Here is a 2,535-nt window from a genome sequence, read left to right as displayed (position 1 = left end):
CTGACCACCACCCCGGCCCGCAGGCCCCCCTCCGCAAGCGCGGCGTCGTCCGTGCCGTCCGGCAGCCGCACCCACAGGTGCAGGCCGCCGGACGGGCGGTTCACGCGGAGGTCCGGCAGTTCGCGGGCCAGTGCGGCCAGGGTCGCGTCGCGGCGGGCCCGGAGCGCGGTGCGGACGGACCGGAGATGCCGCGGCCAGCCCGGCGAGCTGACGAGCTCCAGCAGCGTCTCCTGCAGCGGCCTGGCGGGGAAGAACTCCCCGACGAGCTGCGCGGCGCGGATCCGCTCGGCGACCGGGCCCCGGGCGATGACCGCCGCGACCCGCAGGCCGGGCGCGGTGGCCTTGGTCAGCGACGCGATGTGCACGACGCGGCCCTCGGCGTCCCCGGCGGCCAGTGGGGGCGGCGGGGACGCGGTGATGCCGAGGTGCCGCGCGAAGTCGTCCTCGATCACGAACGCGCCCGCCGCGCGGGCCACGTCGAGGACCGTCGCGCGCCGGTCGGCGGCCAGCACGGCGCCGGTCGGGTTGTGGAAGGCGGGCTGGCAGTAGAACGCCCGCGCCCCGCTCATCGCGAACGCCTCGGCGAGCAGGCCGGGGCGCACGCCGTCCGCGTCCACCGGGACCGGGACGGGGTGCAGCCCGCTCGCCCGCGCGATCGAGAGGACGCCGAGGTAGGTCGGCGACTCGACGAGCAGCGGCGCCCCCGGCGGCAGCAGCGCGCGCAGGACGGTCGCCAGCGACTGCTGCCCCCCGCCGGTGACGAGCACCTCGCCGGGGGAGACGGCGCCGCCGACCGTCCGGGCGAACCAGGCGCGCAGGCCGGGGATCCCGCTGGTGTGCGGCACCTCCCAGGCGTCCGGGCGCCGGGCCGCCCGCGCCGCCGCCGCGGCCAGCGCGCGGGCCGGCTGGAGGGCGGGGGCCAGGTAGCCGCCGCTCAGCGCGACCGCGCCCTCCGGAGCGGGGGTGAGGAGCCAGGAGACTCCGCCCGAGTCCACCGAGCGGTCGCCGAGCGCCACCGCCTGCCAGCCGAGATCGGCCGGTTCGGCGGCCGCCGCGGGGCGGTCGGCGGCGAACGCGCCGCTGCCGGGACGGGTCACGATCAGGCCCTCCGCGGCGAGCAGGCCCAGCGCGCGCGACACCGTCACCGGGCTGACCCGGTGCCGCTCGACCAGCGCCCTGCTCGACGGCAGCCGCTCGCCCGGGCCCAGCCGGCGGAGCTCGGCCCGCAGTGCGTCGGCGACCACCGCCACACTGCTATCGTTTTTCATGAGAACAAAGGATAGCGCTACTGTCCCCACGCCGATACCGGTGGCGGACACCGCCCCCGGGCCCGGTCTCTGGCTCGCCTCCCTCGGCGTCCTGGTCTTCTCCTTCACCCTCCCCGGCACGGTCTTCGCGCTGGAGGGCCTCGACCCGTACCTCGTCGGCATCGGCCGCGCGGCCGCCGCGACCGTTCTCGCGGGCATCGCGCTGCTCGCCGCCGGGGCCGGGCCGCCGCGGCGCGGCCAGTGGGCGGCGCTCGCGGTCGCCGGCGGCGGCGTGGTCTTCGGGTTCCCCGTGCTGAGCACGCTCGCGCTCGACCACGGCGCCTCGGCCGCCCACGCGGCCGTCGTGACCGGGCTGCTGCCCGCCGCCACCGCCGTGTGCGGCGTCCTGCGGGCGGGTGAGCGGCCGTCCGGCGCGTTCTGGCTCGCGTGCGCGGCGGGCGCGGCCTGCGTCACCGGCTTCGGCCTGCTGCGCGGCGCCGGCCGCCTCACCGCCGCCGACCTGCTGCTGTTCGCCGCCCTGGCCTCCGCCGCGATCGGGTACACCGAGGGCGGGCGGCTGGCCCGGGACATGCCCGGCTGGCGCGTCATCTCCTGGGCGCTCGTGCTCTGCGCGCCCGTCACCGTCCCCGCGACCGCGTGGCTGCTGGTGACGACCGGCCCCGACTGGACGGGGCGCGCCGCGCTCGGCTTCGGGTACGTCGCGGTGTTCTCCGCCTACCTCGGCTTCTTCGCCTGGTACGAGGGGCTGGCCCGGGCCGGGATCGCCCGCGCGAGCCAGGTGCAGCTGGCCCAGCCGGTGCTGACGCTGCTGTGGTCGGGGATCCTCCTCTTCGAGCGGATCGACGCGGCCACCGCGCTCGCCGCCGTGGCCGTCCTGGTCTGCGTGGCCCTCACCCAGCGGACGCGGGTGCGCCGTGATCAACCGGAGGCTCCCCGACCGCCCGGATGATCCGAGATCATTGCGCGATGAGGCAAAAGGGGCGTGCTGTACTGGGCCGGATTCTCCGGTGGACGTGCTGGGCCGCGGCCTACGTGCTGGGCCTCGCAGCCCTCGTGCTGGCCGGAGCCTGGGTGTGGTGGCAGCAGGAGCCCGAGGCGCGGGGCACCGAGGCGAACGCGCTGTGGGCGAGGCACCAGTGGGTCGGGGAGCCGCACACGGACGCGGAGTACCGCGCGTTCGCCGACCTCCTGGAGCAGAACCGGATCACCGACGTCTACTTCCACGCGGGCCCGTTCGAGGCGGACGGAACGGTGCCCCCCGCCAAGT

Annotated in this window: 2 protein-coding genes and 1 pseudogene; 2 read left to right on the top strand and 1 reads right to left on the bottom strand. The window is 77.4% G+C overall.

Annotated elements, in window-relative coordinates; all coding sequences use genetic code 11:
* Nucleotides 1-1,268, bottom strand: a 1,268-nt coding sequence (locus IEZ03_RS08430; RefSeq protein ID WP_229808141.1) for an aminotransferase-like domain-containing protein, incomplete at its 3' end; no start/stop codon positions are given.
* A 40-nt stretch (nucleotides 1,269-1,308) separates the two neighbouring features.
* Between IEZ03_RS08430 and IEZ03_RS08425 the strand changes: the two genes are divergently transcribed.
* The gene (locus tag IEZ03_RS08425; protein ID WP_229808140.1) at nucleotides 1,309-2,217 is read left to right on the top strand and encodes a DMT family transporter; all 909 of its coding nucleotides are present in this window, start codon (nucleotides 1,309-1,311) and stop codon (nucleotides 2,215-2,217) included.
* A gap of 17 nt (nucleotides 2,218-2,234) precedes the next feature.
* Nucleotides 2,235-2,535 (top strand): annotated as a pseudogene (locus IEZ03_RS37695) (hypothetical protein); the annotation flags it as partial.

This window comes from Actinomadura livida (assembly GCF_014648675.1).
Classification (GTDB): domain Bacteria; phylum Actinomycetota; class Actinomycetes; order Streptosporangiales; family Streptosporangiaceae; genus Spirillospora; species Spirillospora livida.
This window is presented reverse-complemented; position numbering and strand designations above follow the sequence as displayed.